At 70.7% G+C, this 17,496-nt stretch carries 17 protein-coding genes; 11 read left to right on the forward strand and 6 right to left on the reverse strand.

What is annotated here, in order from left to right; genetic code table 11:
- Nucleotides 1-6 precede the first annotated feature (6 nt).
- Complete coding sequence (gene corA, locus ACFUCU_RS08395; protein WP_290255830.1) at nt 7-1,002, reverse strand: magnesium/cobalt transporter CorA; 996 nt, start codon at nt 1,000-1,002, stop codon at nt 7-9.
- 7 nt (nt 1,003-1,009) lie between these two features.
- Complete coding sequence (locus ACFUCU_RS08400; RefSeq protein WP_377971966.1) at nt 1,010-1,564, reverse strand: Lrp/AsnC family transcriptional regulator; 555 nt, start codon at nt 1,562-1,564, stop codon at nt 1,010-1,012.
- A gap of 157 nt (nt 1,565-1,721) precedes the next feature.
- Here ACFUCU_RS08400 and ACFUCU_RS08405 point away from each other — a divergent pair, with 157 nt between their 5' ends.
- The gene (locus tag ACFUCU_RS08405; protein ID WP_377971967.1) at nt 1,722-2,957 is read left to right on the forward strand and encodes an MFS transporter; all 1,236 of its coding nucleotides are present in this window, start codon (nt 1,722-1,724) and stop codon (nt 2,955-2,957) included.
- 35 nt (nt 2,958-2,992) lie between these two features.
- Here the strand turns inward: ACFUCU_RS08405 and ACFUCU_RS08410 are convergent, their stop codons facing one another.
- Complete coding sequence (locus ACFUCU_RS08410) at nt 2,993-3,499, reverse strand: Lrp/AsnC family transcriptional regulator (RefSeq protein WP_290255827.1); 507 nt, start codon at nt 3,497-3,499, stop codon at nt 2,993-2,995.
- 132 nt (nt 3,500-3,631) lie between these two features.
- Here ACFUCU_RS08410 and ACFUCU_RS08415 point away from each other — a divergent pair, with 132 nt between their 5' ends.
- Nucleotides 3,632-4,795 (forward strand): trans-sulfuration enzyme family protein, encoded by a 1,164-nt coding sequence (locus ACFUCU_RS08415; protein ID WP_377971969.1) that lies wholly within the window; start codon nt 3,632-3,634, stop codon nt 4,793-4,795.
- On the opposite strand, the gene ACFUCU_RS08420 is transcribed toward ACFUCU_RS08415, so the two are convergent.
- The gene (locus ACFUCU_RS08420) at nt 4,792-6,108 is read right to left on the reverse strand and encodes an MFS transporter (protein WP_377971970.1); all 1,317 of its coding nucleotides are present in this window, start codon (nt 6,106-6,108) and stop codon (nt 4,792-4,794) included. The genes ACFUCU_RS08415 and ACFUCU_RS08420 overlap by 4 nt on opposite strands.
- Before the next feature lie 118 nt (nt 6,109-6,226).
- Here ACFUCU_RS08420 and ACFUCU_RS08425 point away from each other — a divergent pair, with 118 nt between their 5' ends.
- Nucleotides 6,227-7,210, forward strand: coding sequence for a LysR family transcriptional regulator (locus ACFUCU_RS08425; RefSeq protein ID WP_377971972.1), 984 nt, complete (start codon nt 6,227-6,229; stop codon nt 7,208-7,210).
- A gap of 55 nt (nt 7,211-7,265) precedes the next feature.
- Here the strand turns inward: ACFUCU_RS08425 and ACFUCU_RS08430 are convergent, their stop codons facing one another.
- Entirely contained in the window at nt 7,266-8,306 is a 1,041-nt protein-coding gene (locus ACFUCU_RS08430) for a nitronate monooxygenase (RefSeq protein WP_377971973.1), read from the reverse strand.
- A gap of 49 nt (nt 8,307-8,355) precedes the next feature.
- On the opposite strand from ACFUCU_RS08430, the gene ACFUCU_RS08435 reads away from it, so the two are divergent.
- Complete coding sequence (locus tag ACFUCU_RS08435) at nt 8,356-9,288, forward strand: N-acetylglucosamine kinase (RefSeq protein ID WP_377971975.1); 933 nt, start codon at nt 8,356-8,358, stop codon at nt 9,286-9,288.
- Nucleotides 9,289-9,329: 41 nt separating this feature from the next.
- Here the strand turns inward: ACFUCU_RS08435 and ACFUCU_RS08440 are convergent, their stop codons facing one another.
- Entirely contained in the window at nt 9,330-10,352 is a 1,023-nt protein-coding gene (locus ACFUCU_RS08440) for a pirin family protein (RefSeq protein WP_377971977.1), read from the reverse strand.
- A 65-nt stretch (nt 10,353-10,417) separates the two neighbouring features.
- Here ACFUCU_RS08440 and ACFUCU_RS08445 point away from each other — a divergent pair, with 65 nt between their 5' ends.
- From ACFUCU_RS08445 to ACFUCU_RS08475, 7 genes are all read left to right on the forward strand, one after another.
- A complete protein-coding gene (locus tag ACFUCU_RS08445; protein ID WP_290255820.1) occupies nt 10,418-10,882 on the forward strand; it encodes an NUDIX hydrolase in 465 nt (154 codons plus the stop codon).
- Nucleotides 10,883-11,146: 264 nt separating this feature from the next.
- Nucleotides 11,147-12,349 (forward strand): ribosome small subunit-dependent GTPase A, encoded by a 1,203-nt coding sequence (rsgA, locus tag ACFUCU_RS08450; protein WP_377971978.1) that lies wholly within the window; start codon nt 11,147-11,149, stop codon nt 12,347-12,349.
- A 264-nt stretch (nt 12,350-12,613) separates the two neighbouring features.
- Nucleotides 12,614-13,705, forward strand: a complete 1,092-nt coding sequence (locus tag ACFUCU_RS08455) for an ABC transporter ATP-binding protein (RefSeq protein WP_377971979.1) — start codon at nt 12,614-12,616, stop codon at nt 13,703-13,705.
- Nucleotides 13,705-14,406, forward strand: coding sequence for an ABC transporter permease (locus tag ACFUCU_RS08460; protein WP_377971981.1), 702 nt, complete (start codon nt 13,705-13,707; stop codon nt 14,404-14,406). The genes ACFUCU_RS08455 and ACFUCU_RS08460 overlap by 1 nt, the downstream gene beginning before the upstream one ends.
- Nucleotides 14,403-15,149, forward strand: coding sequence for an ABC transporter permease (locus tag ACFUCU_RS08465; protein ID WP_377971983.1), 747 nt, complete (start codon nt 14,403-14,405; stop codon nt 15,147-15,149). The genes ACFUCU_RS08460 and ACFUCU_RS08465 overlap by 4 nt, the downstream gene beginning before the upstream one ends.
- Nucleotides 15,146-16,108 (forward strand): ABC transporter substrate-binding protein, encoded by a 963-nt coding sequence (locus ACFUCU_RS08470; protein ID WP_377971984.1) that lies wholly within the window; start codon nt 15,146-15,148, stop codon nt 16,106-16,108. The genes ACFUCU_RS08465 and ACFUCU_RS08470 overlap by 4 nt, the downstream gene beginning before the upstream one ends.
- Before the next feature lie 142 nt (nt 16,109-16,250).
- Complete coding sequence (locus tag ACFUCU_RS08475; RefSeq protein ID WP_290255815.1) at nt 16,251-17,471, forward strand: pyridoxal phosphate-dependent aminotransferase; 1,221 nt, start codon at nt 16,251-16,253, stop codon at nt 17,469-17,471.
- Nucleotides 17,472-17,496 lie beyond the last annotated feature (25 nt).

Raw genomic sequence — 17,496 nt, forward strand, 5'->3', positions numbered from 1 at the left:
CTCCGGTCAGAGCCAGCCCTTCCGCTTGAAGATGGCGTACATCAGCGTCGCCGTGGCGGCCATCAGGCCGATCGCCATCGGATACCCGAACGCCCAGTGCAACTCCGGCATATTCTCGAAGTTCATGCCGTACACCCCGGCCACGAAGGACGGGGCGAAGAAGATCGCGGCCCAGGAGGAGATCTTCTTGACCTGCTCGTTTTGCTCGGCGCTCGCCTCGTTCTGGCGGTTGGCGGTCAGCGTGCCGTCCAGGGTCAGCGCGTTCTGCAGCAGGTCCCGGAAGGAGTCCGCGCGGGAGATCAGCCGCTCCACGTGGTCCTCGACATCGCGGAGGTTGTGCTGCAGTTCCGAATCCACGCGGTACTTCTCGAAGCCGCTGCGCAGGTGCTGCATCATGGCCGGCAGCGGATGGATGGCCCGCTGGAAGTGGATCACCTCGCGGGCGAGCTCATAGATGCGCCGGGAGACCAGGGGGTCGCCGCTGAAGAGCTGGTCCTCGATCTCGTCGATGTCGTTTTCCAGCCCGGCAACCACCGGCCCGTAGTCGTCCACCACCTGGTCCATCAGCGCGTAGAGCACGGCCTCGGGCCCGTGGCAGAGCAGGTCCGGGCGCAGCTCCAGGCGGCGCCGCACCTGGCCGACGCCGGCGGTCTCGGCGTGCCGCACCGTCACCACGAAGTTGCGGCCGGTGAAGACGTGCAGCTCGCCGAACTCCACGGTCTCGGAGTCGTCCAGGTAGCGGGCGGGCCGGAGCACGGTGAAGAGGTTGTCGTCGTAGCGTTCCAGCTTGGGGCGCTGGTGGGCGGAGACGGCGTCCTCCACGGCGAGGCCGTGCAGCCCGAATTCGGCGGCGACGGCGGCCATTTCCTCGGTGGTGGGACGGTAGAGGCCGATCCACGCCATGCCCCCGTGGCGATTCAGGGTCTCGAAGGTCTGTTCCAGGCTCTCGGGCTCGGCCCGGCGGACGCCGTCCACGTAGACGGCGTTGTCGATGATAGTCACCGGGCCATTATCCAGCGTCGGTGCCGTCACCGGCCGCAACGGCCCGGCGCGCTGGCCGCGCAGCGGTCCCGGCGGCGCCCTGGGCCAGCCGGCTGATCAGCGGCTCGGTGCGGTAGGGGATGTGGGTGTGCAGGGCGAGCACCGTCTCGGTCCGGATGACGCCCTTGATCCGCAGGATGGAGCGCAGGGCAGTCTGGAGATTGTGCGTGTCCGTGGCGACCAGCCGGCACCAGACGTCGCCCCGGCCGGAGATTTCGTGCACCTCCAGTACCTGGGGGATGAGGCGCAGCGCGGCGACCACGCCGTCGAGCTCCCGGTGGTTCACCTCGATCGTGACGAACGCGACGACGTCGTACCCCACCGCCTCGAGGTCGATCTCGCGGCCGCCGTCGTGCAGGATCCCAGAACGCAGCATCCGCCGGACCCGGGTCTGCGCCGTGTTCCGCGCGATGCCCAGGGCGTCGCTGAGTTCGCCGATCTGGACCCGGGGATCCTTGACCAGTTCCAGCAGGATCCGCAGGTCGGTGGGGTCGAGGCTGTTCAAATCATCACTCCGGTTCATCCGCGCGGGGCATCATTGATGGTTTTGATCAATTCTGGCACGAAAAGAGAGGTGAACGATCATGCGTGCCGCATTCTGGAGGCATCCATTTCTTTACCGGGTCCGTAGCCTCCCCACCGGGAACGCCCGCGGTACCCCGATGTGCAGGGACACCGTCATGACCGTCTTCAGCGAACTCCGCATGCGCCCGGCCACCGCCGCCCGCTGGGGTTGGGATGCCTCCGTCACCGCCCGGCTGGTGATGGCCGGCGTCGTCATTTTCACGCTCCTGGTGGGAGCCAATCTCGCGACCCCGCTCTACCCGCTGCTGCAGGCCCGGCTGGGCATCTCGGCGCTGGACGTGACGGTGGCGTTCTCGGCCTACGTCCTGGCCCTCGTGGCCACCCTGATCCTTGCGGGGCACTGGTCCGATCACATCGGCCGGCGTGCTGCCCTGGTGCTGGCGGTCCTGACGGGCTTGGCAGGCGGACTGGTCTTTGCCTCGGCGGACAGCCTGGCGGCGCTCTGCGCAGGGCGCGCCCTGCAGGGCGCCGCGGTGGCCCTGGCCACCGGAGCGAGCTCCGCGGCGCTGCGGGAATTGCTGCCCAGCCGGCCCGAATGGGCCTCCCGCTTCACGCTGCTCGCCTCGGCCGGCGGGGTGGCCGCCGGGCCGGCGATCGGCGGGCTGCTCTCGGTGTTCCCGGGTCCGACGTCGACGCCGTACTACCTCCACTCGCTGGTCCTGGCGGCGCTCCTGGTCCCCCTGTACCTGCTCAAGGCCCGCCCCGCGATCACCTCCACCGCCGGGCAGCAGCCGCTGAAGGTCCTCGCCCCGCGCCGGCCCTCCGTCTCCAGCGTGGCACGGGGCGCCTTCTGGCTCGCCTCGTCGGTGGGCTTCCTCAGCTTCGCCGTGTTCGGCTTCTGCCTTTCCGTGGCCCCGGGCTATTTCGCGCAGATCGTCCACGCCGACTCGCGTCCGCTGATCGGGGTCCTGGCCGGGCTCACCCTCGCCGCGTCCGCCCTGAGCCAGCTGCTGGCCGTGAGGGGACGCTTCGTGGTGCCGGCGGGGCTCGTTCTGCTCTCCGTCTCGGTGCTGCTGATCGCCGCCGCTGCCGCCTGGAGCAGCCCCTGGCTGCTGGTCGCGGCGAGCGTCACCGCGGGCCTGGGCCAGGGCGTGGCGTTCCGGACCGTCTTCAACACCGTCGCCGGCAAGGTCGAGGCGGCCCGCCACGCGCAGATCATCAGCACGGTGTACGTGATCACCTACCTCGGCAGCGCCTTCCCGGTGATCGGGCTCGGCCTGGCCGCGGGCGCCGTCGGGCTGCAGACCGCGGTGGCCGGCTTCGTGGTGCTCTGCGCCGCGCTGGGCCTGATTCTCGCGGCGGTGTCGCTGCGGCAGGCGCTGCGCGCCTAGTCCCTCGGGTCCGCGGGCGCCGAAGGTCCCTCGCCTCAGTCCGGCAGCGGCCCGTGGTTGCCCTGGATGTGGTCGAAGACCAGCGTGGTTTCCGTGTGGCCCACCACCGGGTCCGTGGCCAGGTTGTCCAGCACCCAGTCACGCAGGTCCTCGGTGGTGGCCACGGCAATATGCAGCAGGTAGTCCACCGAGCCGGAGGTGTGAAAGGTCGAGAGCACGGCGGGGAGCTTGGGCACGCGGGCGGTGAACCGGTCGATTTGTTCGCGGTCGTGGGCCCGCAGGCGCACCGCGATCAGGGCCTGCACCGACCGGCCGACGGCGGGGAGGCTGAGTTTGGCCTCAAAGCCCTGGATGATGCCGCGGTCGGAGAGCGCCCGGGTGCGCATCAGGGCGGTGGAGGGCGCAATGCCCACCAGCTCGGCCAGCTGCTTGTTGGAGATGCGGGCGTCCGCCACCAGCGCTGCCAGCAGACGCTCGTCGATCGCGTCCAGCGGTTCGCCGGCCCCCGCTCCGGTCCGAACATTCTTCGCAGCACTGCTCACGGGTCCTCCTCCATGTGGTTTAGGTTCATCATAGGCGGCCATATCCGCCGGTTCCATTCGAAACACCTGTCTCCTTCCGAATATCTGCCGGATACTTTCCCTATTCAATGGCGAATATTCACAAGGAGAATCGTGCTTTCCTTCGACTCCCAGGCCGTCCACGCCGGCCGCCAGGGCCTCACGGACCAGGGCCTGCATGCCGTCCCGATCGACCTGTCCACCACCGCCCCGCTTCCCTCCGTCCACGACGGCGGCCTCGCCTACGAGCAGCTGGCCACGGGCGGCACCCCGCAGGAAGGCCAAAGCACGGTCTACCAGCGGCTCTGGAATCCGACGGTGGCACGCTTCGAAGAGGGCGTGGCCCTGCTCGAGGCGATGCCCGAGGCCGTGGGCTTCGCCAGCGGCATGGCCGCGTTGAGTGCCGCACTGCTGGCCGTCGTGGCGACGGGGAGAAAGCACATCGTCGCGGTCCGGCCGCTCTACGGCGGCAGCGACCACCTGCTGGCCACCGGCGCGCTGGGCACCGAGGTCACCTTCACCACGGCCGGCGGCGTGCACGGGGCGCTGCGGCCGGACACCGGCCTGGTGATCCTGGAAACGCCGGCGAACCCCAGCCTGGACCTGGTGGACATCGCCGCCGTCGTGGCCGCCGCCGACGGGGTCCCGGTGCTGGTGGACAACACCTTCGCCACCCCGGTGCTGCAGCAGCCGGCACGCCACGGGGCGGCCATGGTGCTGCACAGTGCCACCAAATTCATCGGCGGCCACGGGGACGCGATGGGCGGGGTCATTGCGGCCGGCGGCGAGTGGGCCGCCCGGCTGCGGCGGGTGCGGGCCATCACCGGCGGAATCCTGACGCCCTGGCCGGCCTACCTCCTGCACCGCGGCCTGGCCACCCTGCCGGTCCGGGTCCGGGCCCAGCAGGCCGGAGCGCACAAGGTGGCGGTGGCACTGGCCGGCCACGGGCTGGTCCGCCGCGTCTACTATCCGGGGCTGCCGGACTGCGATCCGCTGGGGCTGGTGGGGACCCAAATGGCCGGTCCGGGATCGCTGCTGGCCTTCGAGCTGGGCAGCGCGGACCATGCCGGGCGGCTTCCGGGCGCCGTCCGGCTGCTCACCCACGCCGTTTCCCTGGGCGGCATCGACTCCCTCATCCAGCATCCCGCCGGCCTGACACACCGGCCCGTTGCGGCCGAGGCGAAGCCGCACGCCGGGCTGTTGCGGGTCTCGGTGGGGCTCGAGGACCCGGCGGACATCATCGCGGACCTGGTTCAGGCCCTGGAAGCCACGCGCTAGGCCTGCGCGGCGCCGGGCACGCCGGCCGGATGGACGACGGCGGTGACCGCCGCCGTCGTCGCCGCCAGTGCCATCACCCCCAGGGCAAGCGCCGTCCAGCCCAGCGACTGGAAGAGCAGGCCCCCCGCCCAGCCCAGGACGCTGGAGCCCAGGTAATACGCGAGGTTGTAGAGCGAGGCGGCCTGGGCCCGGCCGCCGCTGGCGATCACCCCGGTCCAGCCGGAGCCGATGCTGTGGGCGGCGAAGAAACCGCCGGTGAAGATCAGGAGCCCGGCCAGGATCAGGACCAGATGAGCGGTAAGCGTCAGCGCCAGGCCGCCCACCATCAGCACCGTCCCGGCGATCAGGACGTTCCGGCGGCCATGCCGCGCGGTCAGCCCGGCGGCCCAGCGGGCCGAGACCGTGCCCGAGAGATAGGCCAGGAAGATCAGGCTGATCAGGGTGGCCGGCAGGCCGAACGGTGCGGCGGAGAGCCGGAACCCCAAATAGTTGTAGACGGCCACGAAGCCGCCCATCAGCAGGAAGGCCTGCAGGTAGATGGCCAGCAGCCGCGGATTCCGGCCATGGCGTCCCAGGGTGGCCAACGCGCCGCGCAAGCCCCCGGCCGGGGACGGGGTGAAGTTCCGGGCCGGCGGGACCAGGACCAGGAACAGGACCGCCGCCACCGCGGCCATGGCGGAGACGCACAGGACGGCGGCGCGCCAGCCCCAGAGTTCGCCGACGGGTCCGGCGAGCAACCGGCCCGCCAGCCCGCCCAGGGTGGTGCCGGCAACATAGGTCCCGGCGGCCAGTGCGGCCTGGGCCTTCGTGATCTCCTCATTCAGGTAGGCCACCGCGATCGCCGGAATCCCGCCCAGTGCCATACCTTCCAGTGCCCGCAGGGCGAGCAACACCGGGAACGTCGGCGCCAGCGGCGCCAGCAGGCCGAACACGGTTGCCGCCGAGATCGCCCAGGCCATGGCCCGGACCCGGCCCACCCGGTCCGCAACGAAGGACCACGGAAGGACCGTGAGGGCCAGCCCGATGGTGGCCAGGGAGATCGTCAGGGCGGCCTCCGCCGCGGTGACCTCCATTCCGCGCGCAATCAGCGGCAGGACGGCCTGGGTGGAATACAGCTGCGCGAAGGTGGCGACGCCGGCGAAGGCCAGGCCGGCAAGGATCCTGCGGTATCCCGCGGAGCCCTTGCGGTGGCCGGCCCACGCTGCCTGCGGTTCCCGTTGCCCGTGGTTCCTTGGGGCTTCAGTGCCGGGGGCGGGCCGCGCCACGGGGGAGGGCCGGCCGGTGGCGGGGCTGGAGACGGGGTGGCGGGGCATCTGCCCAGCGTAGACGCCGGCCGGGTATGCTTCCAATGCATCATTATCATCAGACTCATAGCGATAATGGAACAATTCTCCCGGCCCGTCGGGAGGTCCCGTGCCGAGGAGGTCCCGCGTGGATGTGGAGCACAAACACCTTGTCCAGCTGTTGCCGCTGCTGCCGGTCCTGGCCGAGCTGGGCCGGACCCGGCACGTCACCGCGGCGGCCGAGGCCCTTGGCCTGCCGCAATCCACGGTCAGCCGCGGCGTAGCGCGGGCCGGCCGCCTCATCGGCACGGAGCTGCTGCTCCGCGACGGCCGGGGTGTCCGGCTCACCCCGGCGGCGGAGGCGCTGCTGCCGCACATCGAGGCGGCCCTGGCCCAGTTCCAGGCGGGACTGGACGTGGTCCGGCATGAATCGGAGGTGGTCCGCGGCAGGATCGCGGTGTCCTTTCAGCACACCTTCGGCGAGGCGATGCTGCCCCTGCTGATCAGCGCCTTCCACCGGCGGCACCCGCAGCCGGCCTTCCAGCTCAGTCAGGGCTCCCGCGAGGGATGCCTGGCCGAGCTTGCCGCGGGAGAGGCCGACCTGGCGTTGACCGCCCCCGTCGCAGCCCCCAGCCGGGGGATCTCCTCTGCCGCCCTCTACCGGGAACCACTGCGCCTGGTGGTCCACCACAGCCACCGCCTGGCGGGCCGGGCCAGCGTACCGCTGTCCGAACTGCGGGCCGAACCGTTCGTGGCGATGGGCCCCGGGTACGGGCTGCGCTCCCTCTCCGATGCCCTGTTCCGGGAGACCGGCTTCCGGCCGCGGATCGCCTTCGAAAGTCAGGACTCCCATACGGCCCGGGGGCTGGTCTCGGCCGGGCTTGGCGTCAGCATCCTGCCGCCGGCGGGCCCGTCCCCGGACCGGCACCAGCCCGGACAGCCGCCCGAACTGGGCTGGGTGGAGCTGGCGCTGGAGTCGGACCTGGCCTTCCGTGAGATCGGCCTCGCCTGGCGGGATCGGCGCGGCGGGGCGGACGCCGAACCGGACCCGGTCCGGCTGTTCCGGGAGCTGGTGCTCAGCGAGGGTCCCTCCCTGCTGGCGGGCTTCGTCCGCGGCCGCTCCGGCCGCTAAACGGTCGTCTCCGGCGGCCGTCCCCGGCGCGCTGCGGCCGGCGCGTGGAGCGAGGCTAGCCCAGCAGCCGTGCCAGCACCCCGGCGACCGGTCCGGCCCGCGCCTGTCGCCATCCGGTGCCCGCCCACAGGTTCAGCCGTTCCGGATCCCCGGCGGCGGCCGCGGCCGCCCGCAGCGGGGCCGTCAGGTGATGGACCGCGGGGTAGGCCTCCGGCGCGTCCGGGTGCGCGGCAACGAACTCGTTCACCAGGGCCCGGGCGGCACGTCCCGTGAACGCCCGGGTCATGGCCGTTCCGATGAAGCGCGGGCTGGCCAAGGCATCCTTGTGCAGCTGGCGGGTTCCACTCTCCTCTGTGCGCAGCAGGGCCGTCCCCACCTGCGCGGCGCCGGCGCCCGCCGCGAGGACGCCGGCCACCCCGGCCGCGTCCATGATGCCGCCGGCGGCCACCAGGGGGAGCGCGACGGCGGCGCGGACCGCCCGGACCAGGTCCGCCGTCGTTCCCTCCCCTGGGCCCTCTTGCAACGACCCAAGCGATCCCGGCAGGAAGGCCCCGCTGTGCCCGCCGGCGCAGGAGTGCTGCACCACCAGGGCGTCCACCCCCTGCTCCTCCGCCAGCCTCGCCTCGGCCACCCCTGTCACGGTTGCCAGGACCACGGAACCCTTCTGCTGCAGCCGCCGCACCGTGTCCGCCCCAGGCAGGCCGAAGGTGAAGCTGACCAGTTCCACCGGGTCGGCGAGCAGCAGATCGATCTTCTCCTGCCAGCGGTCGTCATCGTCCAGCCGGGGCGCCGGGAGCTCGACGCCATAGCGACCCGCCTCGGGGATCAGCTCCTGCCGGTACGCCTCCAGCGCCGCCGTCACGGCGGGGCCCGGCGGCAGCTGGGCCGGGTCGGGGACGAAGACGTTCATTCCGAACCGGGCGGCGGTGGACCGCACGGAGCGGATCTCGGCCGCCATCGCGGCGGGGTCCTTATAGCCGGCGGCGAGGAAGCCCAGCCCGCCGGCCCGGTGCACGGCGGTGACGAACGACGGCGTCGACGTCCCGCCGGCCATCGGCGCGGCGATGACGCTGGTGCCAAACATCGGGTGCGGCATGGGTACTCCTGACGGGATTTTCGGCGGCCGTTGTCAGTAGGCTTGTTCGGTGACCCATTCTGACACCCCCTCCGTCCCCCCGGCCGCCGTCCCGAGCCCCGACGGGGCCGTGATCGGCCTGGACATCGGCGGAACCAAGACGCGCGCTGTCCGCTTCGAAGCCGGCGTCCCCGTGGCCGACGAGTCCGTCGGCAGCGCCAACGTCCAAAACGTCACCCGCGAGGAGGCGGCCCGGAACCTGGCGGAGCTGTTTGCCCGGATCGGCGGCGGCACGATCGCCCGCGTCTACGCCGGCGCCGGCGGCATCGACACGGACGAGGACGCCGCCGCGCTCGCCGCGCTGATCGCCCCACACGCCCCCGGTGCCCGGGTCACCGTGGTGCATGACTCCCGGCTGTTGCTGGCGGCCGGAGGAGCCGCCACCGGGGTGGCTGTCATTGCCGGCACCGGTTCTGCCGCCTGGGGGCGCAACGCCGAGGGCGCCGAGGCCCGTGCCGGAGGCTGGGGCTACCTCCTCGGCGACGAGGGCAGCGGCTACTGGCTCGGCCGGGAAGCGGTCCGGCACAGCCTGCGCCGGATGAACCAGGGACTGGAACCGGACGAACTGACCCGGGCGCTGCTGGCCTCCTGCGGCACGGACCACCCCAACAAGCTCATTGCCCTCTTCCACTCGCCGGCCACGGGCCGGCGCTTCTGGGCCCAGCGGGCGCGTGTGGTGGTCGAGGCCGCCGACGCCGGGCACCCCGCCAGCCAGGCCTTGATCGGACAGGCCGGGCGCGACCTGGCCGACCTTGCCGCCCAGACCCTCCGGCAGCTCGGCATCGCCGGTCCCGTGATTCTGGGCAGCGGGTTGGGAATGAACGTGGTGCGCCTGCAGGACGCCTTCCGCACCGCGCTCGCGGCCGAGGGTATCACCGATGTCCGGGTGCTGCAGCAGGAGCCGGTGTTCGGGGTCCTGCAGCTCGTCGCCGAACAGGACTGAGCCGGCCTACCCGGGCCCGGCGGGCCACCCCTCCGTCGTCGTTAGTGCCGCCGGCGCGGACGCAAGGGAACCCCAGGCAGCGGCGGCGCGGGGATCCGCCCGGCTTCCGGGCCGGCGTCGGGTCCATGGCCGGGCACCAGCCCGAAGCGGGCCGACGCGGCGTCGGCGTCCGTGAGTCCGGCCTGCGCCTCCCAGTCCTCCCTCGCCTGTGCCACCTCCTCGTGGCTGCGGCCGACGAAGTTCCACCACATCAGCAGTTCCTCCTCGAACGGTTCCCCGCCCAGCAGCACGAACCGGGTTCCGGGAGAGGCCACCAGTTGCAGTCGGTCCCGTCCGGTACCGAGGTAGCCCAGCGGTCCCGGCGGCACCTGCCGGCCGTCGAGTTCCACGCTGCCGTCGAGCACCAGGACGGCGTGCTCGAAGTCCGGGTCCAAAGGCAGGTCCAGCGGCCCGTCGCAGCTGATGTCGGCCCCAAGGATCGGCGTGAAGGTGGTGGCGGGCGACGTCGTCCCGGCCAGGCTCCCCACCATGACGGTCGCCGCGAAGCCCTCGCCGCGGACCACGGGCAGGTCCCGGTGCTGTTCGAACGCCGGGGCGCGGTGCCGGTCGCTGTCCGGGAGCGCCACCCACAGCTGCAGGCCGCGCTGCAGCGGCATTTCGGCATCAGGGCCGCCGGGCAGCACCGCGAACTCGGAGTGGGAGACGCCCCGTCCGGCGGTCATGATGTTGAGCTCCCCGGGCCGGACGATCACGTCGCTGCCCACGCTGTCGCGGTGCCGGATGGTTCCCGCCAGCGGCCACGTGACGGTCTGCAGTCCCGTGTGCGGGTGCGGGAGCACGGACATGGCGACGCGGTCGGGGCCGAAGCTGTCCAGGAAGCACCACGCGCCCACGGTCGGCAGGCCCCTCTGCGGGAGGGTGCGGGAGACGTTCATGGCCCGGACCCCGCCGAGCGGGACCTCGCGGGCCGGCCAGAGCTGGAGGCACGGACCGCTGGCGGTTCCGGCCACGCTGTGCGCGGCGGGGCAGACTTCTTCGGGCGGCAGGACTTCGAGGTTGGTCACCCTCAAACTCTAGGGCCCGGCCGCCGGATCCGGCAGGGCCGGCGGTGCGCGGTTACGCTGGGACGATGACCCTGCCATTCGACACCCGCCCTGCCGCCTACGGCGTCGTCATCCGCGACGACAACCTTCTGCTCGCGTACTGGAAGCAGGGCGGCCGCGAGGGCTGGACGCTGCCCGGCGGGGGATTGGACCTGGCCGAACACCCCGTGGACGGCTGCCGGCGGGAAATCTTCGAGGAGACCGGCTATGACGCCGCCGTCGGCGCCCTGCTGGGCGTGGACGTCGGGTACTGGCCCGCCGAGTCACGGCTCGACGGCGGCCACCGGGACTTCCAGTCGCTCCGGCTCGTCTACGAAGCGGAGATCACCGGGGGAGAGTTGCGCCATGAGGTCGGCGGCAGCACCACGCACGCGGCGTGGATCCCGCTGGCCGAGGTCGCCGGACTGAACCGGGTCTCGCTCGTGGATGTGGCGTTGAGGCTCTACCGGGAACGACCGGTGGACGGCAGGCTTTCTCCGAACGGTCCCTAGCCAGCGGCGGCGGGGGCGGCTACCCTGAAGACACCGCGCCGTGAACGGCAGCGGGGAACGCGAAAGCTACTGCGGGGGAGGTGAACGTGATGATTGCAACGGACCTGTGCGCGCAGCGCACCACCAGCAGCCACAGCACACGTTCTGCCCCGGCCGTCCGCGCTTCCTGACCCGACCCCGGCACCTCCTGCCGGGCGGGTTTCCACCGGTCCATTCCGACCGCAGCGGGCGACATGTCCCGGGGCCCAGTACAAAGGGTTCCCATTGAACGCTCATTCGAACGCTCACTCTGCACCATCTCATCATCACCACGGCCCCAGCGGCCCGGAAGCCTACGGTTTCACCGATTCCGTCCGGGACCTGTTTGCCGGACATCCCGTGTCCGGAGGAACCGGCGCCGGCCGCGTGGCGCGCGTCGACCGCACCCGCGTCGTGGTCGCCGCCCACGACGGTCCGCTCCAACTCCCTTATCCCCGCAACGGCGGCCTGCCCGCCACCGGCGACTGGGTGTGGCTCGGCCCCGACAGCGTGGGGGAGACCGCCATCATCGACGTCCTGCCCCGCCGGACGGCACTGACCCGCAAACAGGCCTTCGACGCTTCCTCGGAGGCCCAGGTGCTTGGCGCCAACATGGACGTCGTAGGGGTGGTGGTTCCGGTGGACCGGCCCCTCACCCACAACCGCCTGGAGCGCACCCTCGTGGCCGCCTGGGATTCCGGCGCCACACCCCTGGTGGTCATCACGAAGGCGGACCTGGCGGGCGTGGCGGACGACGTCGTCGCCACCGTCCTCCACCAGGCCGCCGGCGCCGCGGTGGTCACCACCTCCGCGCAGCAGGGCGACGGACTGGAGGAACTGCTGGCCCACCTGCCCCCGGGAGGCACCATCATGCTGCTGGGACCCTCCGGAGCCGGGAAGTCGACGCTGATCAACGCGCTCGCCGGGGCCGATGTCCAGGACACCGGACCCGTCCGGGCCGGTGACGGCAAGGGCCGCCACACCACCACCGTCCGCGAGCTGGTGCCGCTGCCCGGCGGCGCCGTCCTGATGGACACCCCGGGGGTGCGCGGGTTTGGCCTGTACAACGCCGAGGACGGCATGGGCGAAATGTTCGGCGACCTCGAGGAGCTGTTTGCCGGCTGCCGGTTCGCCGACTGCGCCCACGACCGCGAGCCGGGCTGCGCGGTTCAGGCCGCACTCGCCGACGGCACACTGGAGGGCCGCCGCTGGGCCAGCTACCAGAAGATGCGGCGCGAGCTTGCCGCCTTGGGCCGCCGGCACGACGCGGCCGCGCGGCGGGCCTACCAGCGGGAATGGCACCAGAAGGTGTCCGCGGCCAGCCGGGGCCAGCGGGCGGCGGAACGCCTGGGAGAGGGGTACGGGGCCAAACGGGCCGCCGGCTCCGGCGAACCCGGCAGCAGCAGAGGTGGCAGCAGCGGCGGCAAGGCCGGGCGGCGCGGCCGCTAACGAAAAGGTGCGCCCATCCGTCCGGGTAACGGTGCCGAAGACTCCGCGGGGAGAGTTTCGCTCGCCCCGCGGAGGCGGTCCGCCGCCGCCGCGGGGACGCGGGCGCCGTGGGACGGTTTGATCACTTTTTCGACTCGTTTGATCAACCTGTCTGCGGCGCCCGCTACGCTGGGCTCCTACTCGCTTTACAGTAAAAAATAAGCATGCATATGATCAGTTGGCTGGACCGTCCCATGTTGCCGCCAACAGTTAGGTAAGCCCGTAATGGCAGAGGCCATGATCGAGTTCCAGAGCGTCACGAAGAAGTATCAGGGCGGCCAGGCCGCCGTTGACGATCTGAGCATGTCCATCGACAAGGGCGCGATCACGGTTTTCGTCGGCCCGTCCGGCTGCGGCAAGACCACCTCCCTGCGGATGATCAACCGGATGGTGGAGCCCACCTCGGGCACCCTGACCGTGGACGGCAGGGACGTCACCAGTGTCCCCGCACCCCAGCTGCGCCGCTCCATGGGCTACGTCATGCAGTCTTCCGGACTGATGCCACACCGTACGGTCCTGGACAACATCGCCACCGTCCCGCGGCTCAACGGCGTCTCCAAAGCCGAATCCCGCAAGCGCGCCGAGGAGCTGCTCGACGTCGTCGGGCTCGCCTCCGCCCTCGGGAAGCGCTACCCCTCCCAGCTCTCCGGCGGCCAGCAGCAGCGCGTCGGCGTGGCCCGGGCGCTCGCCGCGGACCCGCCCGTGCTGCTCATGGACGAGCCGTTCAGCGCCGTGGACCCCCTGGTCCGCGACGAGCTGCAGAAAGAACTCCTGCGCCTGCAGCGGGACCTCGCCAAGACCATCGTGTTCGTCACCCACGACATCGACGAGGCCACCGTCCTGGGTGACAAGGTTGCCGTCTTCGCTACCGGTGGAAAGCTCGCCCAGTACGCCGCGCCGGAGGAAATCCTGCGCGCTCCCGCCAACGAGTTCGTGGCGGCCTTCGTGGGCCGGGACCGCGGTTTCCGGCACCTAGCCTTCAGCCCGTCCGACGGCGTCCGCATCCACGCGGCGCAGACCGTCCGGATCCACGAGCTCGGCGCCGGTAACGGCGCCGGAGACTGGCAGCTGGTGGTCGACGACGAGGGCCGTCCCCTGGGCTGGAGCGGTCCCGGGGCAGGAGCGGCCACTGTCCCCGGCGGCTCCCTCTTCCGCAAGGGCGAGACCCTCCGCCGCGCCTTGGACGCGGCGCTGTCCTCGCCCTCGGGTCTGGGCGTCGCCGTCGACGACGACGGCCGTGTCGCCGGGATTCTCAAGGCCGACGAGGTGCTCGCCGTCATCGACGCGGACCGGCGGGCCAGGCAGGGACGACTCTGATGGAATGGTTTCTGGCCAACAGCGGGACCGTCTTCACCCTCGCGGGCCAGCACCTTGTGCTCGCGGTGGTGCCGATGGTCCTGGGCCTGCTGATCGCGATCCCGCTGGCCCAGCTGGCGCGACGCAGCAGCACCCTCCGGGCCGTGGTTCTCACGGCCTCGTCCCTGCTCTACACCATTCCCTCCCTCGCGCTGTTCATCATTCTGCCCACCGTGATCGGCACCAGGATCCTGGACCCGCTCAACGTGATCGTCGCGCTGACCATCTACGCGGTGGCGCTCCTGGTCCGTGCCGCCCTCGACGCCTTCGATTCGGTGGACGATGATCTGCAGCAGGCCGCCGTCGCCATGGGCTTCAAGCCGCTGGCCCGTTTCCTGCAGATCGACCTGCCGCTGTCCCTGCCCGTGATGTTCGCCGGCCTGCGGGTGGTCTCGGTCAGCAACATCTCACTGGTCAGCGTCGCGGCGCTGCTGGGGATCGGAAACCTCGGCATGCTGTTCACCGCCGGGCTGCAGCGCGACTTTGTCACCGAGGTGATGGTGGGCATCATCGCCATCCTGATCCTCGCGCTGGTGATGGACGCCCTCCTGGTGCTGCTCGAGCGTCTCCTGACCCCCTGGGCCCGCGCGGCCAGGGCGAAGCCGGACGGCCCCGGGCGGGCCGCCCGCGGCAGCGCGGCCACCGTGGAGGCCAGCGCATGAGCAACGTCTTCTCCGATACTTTCGCGTGGCTGGCAGACCCGGACCACTGGTCCGGCAGCACCGGGATTCCCGTGCGCCTGGCCGAGCACCTGCAATACACCGGCCTGGTCATGCTGATCGCCGTGGCCATTGCCGTGCCCGTGGGCCTGTTCGTCGGCCACACCGGACGCGGCCGGGTGGCCGTCGTCGCCCTCGCCGGCGCGCTGCGGGCCCTGCCCACCCTGGGCCTGCTGACGCTCTTTGTCCTGCTGGCGGGAATCGGGCTGATGCCCCCGGTCTGGGCCCTCGTGATCCTGACCGTCCCGCCCCTGCTGGCCGGCACCTATGCCGGCATCTCCAGCGTGGACCGAAACGTGGTGGACGCCGCCCGCGCGATGGGCATGACCGAACTCCAGGTGCTGTTCCGGGCCGAGTTCCCCAACGCCCTGCCCGTCATGTTCGGCGGGTTCCGCACCGGCGTGCTGCAGGTCATCGCCACCGTGTCGGTGGTCGCGTACATCAACCTCGGCGGCCTGGGGCGCTACCTCTTCGACGGGCTGGTGCTCTCCGACTTCCCCCAAATGCTCGGCGGCTCGCTGCTGATCGCCGTGCTGGCGATCGCCGTCGACCTCGTCCTGGCCCTGTTCCAGCGGCTCTTCCTCGTCCGGGGCGCCGCCCGCACACCAAACCGGGGCCAGCAGGCCACGGTTGATCTCACAGACCCCGCGACCGCGGAGCCTGTTCTTCAAGGAGGTACATCATGAAGGAAAACCGCCAACGAGCCCTCGGCAGGCGCGCATTCGGCGCCCTGGCCACCGGTGTCGGCCTGGCCCTGGCGCTGTCCGCCTGCGGCGGCTCGTCCAACCCGCTGTCCTCCGCGCCGGCCAGCGGCGGTTCCACCGGCGGCGCCGGCGGGTCCCTGGTGATCGGCTCGGCCGACTTCACCGAGAGCCAGATCATCGCCGAGCTGTACGCCGGTGCCCTGAACGCGGCCGGCGTCACCGCCACCACGAAGCCGAACATCGGCTCACGCGAGGTGTACTTCAAGGCCGTCCAGGACGGCTCGGTGGACGTGGTCCCGGACTACACCGGCAACCTCCTGCTGTACGTAAACAAGGAAGCCACCGAGGTCTCCGCGGACGACATCGCCAAGGCGCTGCCCGGCAAGCTGCCCGACGGCCTGGCCGTGCTGGACGCGTCCAAGGCCGAGGACAAGGACGCCATGGTGGTCACGAAGGCCACCGCGGAGAAGTACAAGCTGAAGTCCATCGAGGACCTGGCCAAGGTCTGCAGCGAGATCGTCGTCGGCGCCCCCGCGACGTTCGCCGAGCGCGCCTACGGCCTCCCGGGCCTGAAGAAGAACTACAACTGCGAGCCCAAGAAGCTGGAACCGTTCAGCGACGGCGGCGGTCCCCTGACGGTCAAGGCCCTGCTCTCCGACCAGGTCCAGGTAGCCGACATCTACACCACCACCCCCGCCATCGCGGACAACGACCTGGTGGTGCTGGAGGACCCGAAGAACAACTTCATCGCCCAGCAGGTCCTGCCGCTGTACAACAAGGCGAAGATGACGGACAAGGCCAAGGAAGCGCTGAACGCCGTCTCCAAGCAGCTCACCACCGACGACCTGATCAACCTCAACCGGGCGGTCAGCGGCAGCCAGAAGCAGAACCCGAAGGACGCCGCCGCGGCGTGGCTGAAGGACAAGGGCATCGTCAAGTAGACGGCGCCTCACCCTGACGACGGCGGCCGCCGGGACCCGGATGACGGGGGCCCGGCGGCCGCTGCCGTTGGTCCGTATGGCCGTGACGGGCTGTGAGGCAAGTCTCAGGGGAAGTCCATCACCCTTATGGCATATTTGATGGATGGCAGAAATCCAGCAGTCCACCAAGCTTCATAATGTCCTCTACGACATCCGTGGACCGATTCTTCAGGCCGCCCAGCAGATGGAGGCAGAGGGTCACCGCATCCTCAAACTGAACATCGGAAACCCGGCCCCGTTTGGTTTCGAAGCGCCGGACGCGATCCTGGTGGACATGATCCGCCACCTGCCGCACGCCCAGGGCTACAGCGATTCCCGCGGCATCTTCTCCGCCCGCACCGCCGTCTCGCAGTACTACCAGACCCGCGGCATCCAGAACATCCACGTGGACGACATCTACCTCGGCAACGGTGTAAGCGAACTGATCACCATGTCCCTGATGGCCCTGCTCGACGACGGCGACGAGGTGCTGATCCCCACACCGGACTACCCGCTGTGGACCGCCTCCGTCGCCCTCGCCGGCGGCAAGCCCGTCCACTACCTCTGCGACGAGGAGTCCGGCTGGCAGCCGGACCTGGAGGACCTGGAAGCCAAGATCAGCCCGCGCACCAAGGGCATCGTGGTGATCAACCCCAACAACCCCACGGGCGCCGTCTACCCCGAGGAGACGCTGAAGAAGATCGTGGCCCTGGCCGAGAAGCACGGCCTGGTGCTCTTCGCCGACGAGATCTACGAGAAGATCCTCTACGAAGACGCCGTCCACGTGAACATGGCGAGCCTCACCGGGGATGACGTGCTCTGCCTGACCTTCAGCGGACTGTCCAAGGCCTACCGCGTCTGCGGGTTCCGGGCAGGCTGGATGGCCATCTCCGGGCCGAAGAAGAACGCCGCTGACTACCTCGAGGGCATCAACCTGCTGGCCAACATGCGGCTCTGCGCCAACGTCCCGGCCCAGCACGCCATCCAGACCGCCCTCGGCGGGTACCAGAGCATCAACGATCTCATCCTGCCCGGCGGCCGTTTGCTGGAACAGCGCAATAAGGCCTACGACATGCTCAACGCCATTCCCGGCGTGAGCACCCAGCAGGCCCGAGGTGCCATGTACCTGTTCCCCAAACTGGACCCGGAGGTTTACCACATCCGGGACGACGAGAAGTTTGTACTGGACCTGCTACGGCAGCAGAAGATCCTGGTCTCCCACGGCCGGGCCTTCAACTGGGTGCGCCCGGACCACTTCCGCATGGTCACGCTGCCCAACGTCAAGGACCTGGAGGAAGCCATCAACCGCATGGCGGACTTCCTCAGCCGCTACAAGGGCAACTAGGATTCGGGTCAGCAGCGCCGCCGGA

Origin of the sequence: Arthrobacter sp. NPDC057259 (assembly GCF_042668995.1) — a bacterium.
Lineage (GTDB): Bacteria > Actinomycetota > Actinomycetes > Actinomycetales > Micrococcaceae > Arthrobacter.

Bases quoted from the DNA above. Each gene is read 5' to 3' on its own strand.
- ACFUCU_RS08420 (WP_377971970.1), bottom strand. From the start codon at position 6,108: ATGCCCCGCCACCCCGTCTCCAGCCCCGCCACCGGCCGGCCCTCCCCC.
- ACFUCU_RS08465 (WP_377971983.1), top strand. From the start codon at position 14,403: ATGAGCAACGTCTTCTCCGATACTTTCGCGTGGCTGGCAGACCCGGAC.
- ACFUCU_RS08470 (WP_377971984.1), top strand. From the start codon at position 15,146: ATGAAGGAAAACCGCCAACGAGCCCTCGGCAGGCGCGCATTCGGCGCC.
- ACFUCU_RS08400 (WP_377971966.1), bottom strand. From the start codon at position 1,564: ATGAACCGGAGTGATGATTTGAACAGCCTCGACCCCACCGACCTGCGG.
- ACFUCU_RS08445 (WP_290255820.1), top strand. From the start codon at position 10,418: ATGACCCTGCCATTCGACACCCGCCCTGCCGCCTACGGCGTCGTCATC.
- ACFUCU_RS08460 (WP_377971981.1), top strand. From the start codon at position 13,705: ATGGAATGGTTTCTGGCCAACAGCGGGACCGTCTTCACCCTCGCGGGC.
- ACFUCU_RS08455 (WP_377971979.1), top strand. From the start codon at position 12,614: ATGGCAGAGGCCATGATCGAGTTCCAGAGCGTCACGAAGAAGTATCAG.
- ACFUCU_RS08405 (WP_377971967.1), top strand. From the start codon at position 1,722: ATGACCGTCTTCAGCGAACTCCGCATGCGCCCGGCCACCGCCGCCCGC.
- ACFUCU_RS08475 (WP_290255815.1), top strand. From the start codon at position 16,251: ATGGCAGAAATCCAGCAGTCCACCAAGCTTCATAATGTCCTCTACGAC.
- ACFUCU_RS08430 (WP_377971973.1), bottom strand. From the start codon at position 8,306: ATGCCGCACCCGATGTTTGGCACCAGCGTCATCGCCGCGCCGATGGCC.